2 rRNA genes are annotated in these 3,939 nt (G+C 48.7%); both read right to left on the reverse strand.

Going from position 1 to position 3,939, the window contains the following annotated elements:
• A 23S ribosomal RNA gene (locus tag HR060_RS18910) occupies positions 1–1,945 on the reverse strand; the annotation flags it as partial.
• A 276-nt stretch (positions 1,946–2,221) separates the two neighbouring features.
• A 16S ribosomal RNA gene (locus HR060_RS18915) occupies positions 2,222–3,750 on the reverse strand.
• Positions 3,751–3,939 lie beyond the last annotated feature (189 nt).

Consider the following 3,939-nt stretch of genomic DNA (forward strand, 5'->3'; position numbering starts at 1 on the left):
CATTCGTGCAGGTCGGAACTTACCCGACAAGGAATTTCGCTACCTTAGGACCGTTATAGTTACGGCCGCCGTTTACCGGGGCTTCGATCAAGAGCTTCTCCGAAGATAACCCCATCAATTAACCTTCCGGCACCGGGCAGGTGTCACACCGTATACGTCATCTTACGATTTTGCACAGTGCTGTGTTTTTAATAAACAGTTCCAGCCACCTGGTCACTGCGACTGTCATTCGCTTACACCGCAAGGGTTTAACAAACAACAGCGTACCTTCTCCCGAAGTTACGGTACTATTTTGCCTAGTTCCTTCACCCGAGTTCTCTCAAGCGCCTTAGTATTCTCTACCTGACCACCTGTGTCGGTTTGGGGTACGGTTCGAATATATCTGAAGCTTAGTGGCTTTTCCTGGAAGCAGGGCATCAACAACTTCCACTCCGTAGAGTGTCGTCTCGTATCTCAGTCTTAAGGACCCGGATTTGCCTAAGTCCTCAACCTACATACTTTCACATGGACAACCAACGCCATGCTTGTTTAGCCTTCTCCGTCCCCACATCGCAATATATTCAAGCACGGGAATATTAACCCGTTTCCCATCGACTACGCATTTCTGCCTCGCCTTAGGGGCCGGCTTACCCTACCCTGATTAGCATGGGATAGGAAACCTTGGTCTTCCGGCGTGGGGGTTTTTCACCCCCATTATCGTTACTCATGTCAGCATTCGCACTTCTGATACGTCCAGCATACCTTACGATACACCTTCAACCGCTTACAGAACGCTCCCCTACCACTTGCAGTAAACTGCAAATCCGTAGCTTCGGTGATATGTTTAGCCCCGTTACATCTTCCGCGCAAGCCGACTCGACTAGTGAGCTATTACGCTTTCTTTAAAGGGTGGCTGCTTCTAAGCCAACCTCCTAGCTGTCTATGCCTTCTCACATCGTTTCCCACTTAACATATACTTTGGGACCTTAGCTGACGGTCTGGGTTGTTGCCCTCTTCACGATGGACGTTAGCACCCATCGTGTGTCTCCCGGATAGTACTCATTGGTATTCGGAGTTTGCAAAGGGTTGGTAAGTCGGGATGACCCCCTAGCCTTAACAGTGCTCTACCCCCAATGGTATTCGTCCGAGGCTCTACCTAAATAGATTTCGGGGAGAACCAGCTATCTCCCGGTTTGATTAGCCTTTCACTCCGACCCACAGGTCATCTCCTAACTTTTCAACGTTAGTGAGTTCGGTCCTCCAGTTGATGTTACTCAACCTTCAACCTGCCCATGGGTAGATCACCGGGTTTCGGGTCTATACCTAGCAACTCGACGCCCAGTTAAGACTCGATTTCTCTACGGCTCCCCTAAACGGTTAACCTTGCTACTAAATATAAGTCGCTGACCCATTATACAAAAGGTACGCAGTCACAGAACAAGTCTGCTCCCACTGCTTGTACGTACACGGTTTCAGGTTCTATTTCACTCCCCTCACAGGGGTTCTTTTCGCCTTTCCCTCACGGTACTGGTTCGCTATCGGTCAGTTAGGAGTATTTAGCCTTGGAGGATGGTCCCCCCATCTTCAGTCAAGATATCACGTGTCCCGACCTACTTAATATGTGCTTATCAGCCTTTCGTGTACGGGGCTATCACCCTGTATCGCCAAACTTTCCAGAATGTTCCACTGGACTCATAAACATCGGCTAATCCGCGTTCGCTCGCCGCTACTAACGGAATCTCAATTGATTTCTTTTCCTCGGGGTACTTAGATGTTTCAGTTCTCCCGGTTCGCCTCTACTACCTATGTATTCAGTAGCAGATACCCTAAAAGGGTGGGTTTCCCCATTCAGACATCCTGGACTCAAACGTTTTTTATCAACTCGTCCAGGCTTATCGCAGATTAACACGTCTTTCATCGCCTCTAACTGCCAAGGCATCCACCGTGTACGCTTAGTCACTTAACCATACAACCCGAAATAACCTTTTAATTGCTTAAAAGATAAATCAAGCCATAAAGCCAAAGACTTGTAACACGCCTTGTTAGTTTTGAATAAACTAATTTGCTCTTATTACAAACTTTAAAAAAGTCTGTGTGAACTACTAGTTACTTGTGCCTAATTGTTAAAGAACGTTGGTTTAAAAAACCAAATCAAAACACGGTTTGCTTTGATTTGGTCTCTTCAACCACTTTGGTAAATTTACTTATTTGTGTGAACACTACGCAAGACTTTCGTGTTAGGTAAGGAGGTGATCCAGCCCCAGGTTCCCCTAGGGCTACCTTGTTACGACTTCACCCCAGTCATGAACCACACCGTGGTGAACGCCCAATGTTAAGCTATCCACTTCTGGTGCAGCCCACTCCCATGGTGTGACGGGCGGTGTGTACAAGGCCCGGGAACGTATTCACCGCAGCATTCTGATCTGCGATTACTAGCGATTCCGACTTCATGGAGTCGAGTTGCAGACTCCAATCCGGACTACGACAAGCTTTAAGGGATTCGCTAACTATCGCTAGCTCGCAACCCTCTGTACCTGCCATTGTAGCACGTGTGTAGCCCATCCCGTAAGGGCCATGATGACTTGACGTCGTCCCCACCTTCCTCCGGTTTGTCACCGGCAGTCTCCTTAGAGTTCCCAGCCGAACTGATGGCAACTAAGGATAGGGGTTGCGCTCGTTGCGGGACTTAACCCAACATTTCACAACACGAGCTGACGACAGCCATGCAGCACCTGTCTCAGAGTTCCCGAAGGCACAAAAGCATCTCTGCTAAATTCTCTGGATGTCAAGGGATGGTAAGGTTCTTCGCGTTGCATCGAATTAAACCACATGCTCCACCGCTTGTGCGGGCCCCCGTCAATTCATTTGAGTTTTAACCTTGCGGCCGTACTCCCCAGGCGGTCTACTTAGCGCGTTAGCTTCGTCACTCACGTCTTAAAGACACAAACAACAAGTAGACATCGTTTACGGCGTGGACTACCAGGGTATCTAATCCTGTTCGCTACCCACGCTTTCGAACCTCAGCGTCAGTCTCTGTCCAGGGGGCCGCCTTCGCCACTGGTATTCCTTCAGATCTCTACGCATTTCACCGCTACACCTGAAATTCTACCCCCCTCTACAGGACTCTAGTTACGCAGTTCTGAATGCACGGCCGAGGTTGAGCCCCGGTTTTTCACATCCAGCTTACGTAACCGCCTACGCTCGCTTTACGCCCAGTAATTCCGATTAACGCTTGCACCCCTCGTATTACCGCGGCTGCTGGCACGAAGTTAGCCGGTGCTTCTTCTGTAGGTAACGTCACACTAAGCAGGTATTAACTACTTAGCTTTCCTCCCTACTGAAAGTGCTTTACAACCCGAAGGCCTTCTTCACACACGCGGCATGGCTGCATCAGGCTTTCGCCCATTGTGCAATATTCCCCACTGCTGCCTCCCGTAGGAGTCTGGACCGTGTCTCAGTTCCAGTGTGGCTGATCATCCTCTCAGACCAGCTAGGGATCGTCGCCTTGGTAAGCCGTTACCTTACCAACTAGCTAATCCCACTTGGGTTCATCCTCTAGCGAGAGCCGAAGCCCCCTTTAATCCGCAGATACTATGCAGTATTAGCCATCGTTTCCAATGGTTATCCTCCACTAAAGGGCAGATCCCCAAGCATTACTCACCCGTCCGCCGCTCGTCATCTTCTAGCAAGCTAGAAATGTTACCGCTCGACTTGCATGTGTTAGGCCTGCCGCCAGCGTTCAATCTGAGCCATGATCAAACTCTTCAAAAAAAGTTTTTCTCAATTATCTCAATGAATCACAAAAACTTTGTAATCACTGCAATATTGAATAATTTGTTTTAACTACTCAAATCATTGCGAGTGCTCACACAAATAAGTAAGCTACCAAATTGTTAAAGAACGTTGCTTTTGACTTAGCGCTAGGCCTTGTCTCAAGCGGGATGCGAATAATACGCTTCC

The organism is Marinifaba aquimaris (assembly GCF_013328345.1).
GTDB lineage: Bacteria > Pseudomonadota > Gammaproteobacteria > Enterobacterales > Alteromonadaceae > Marinifaba > Marinifaba aquimaris.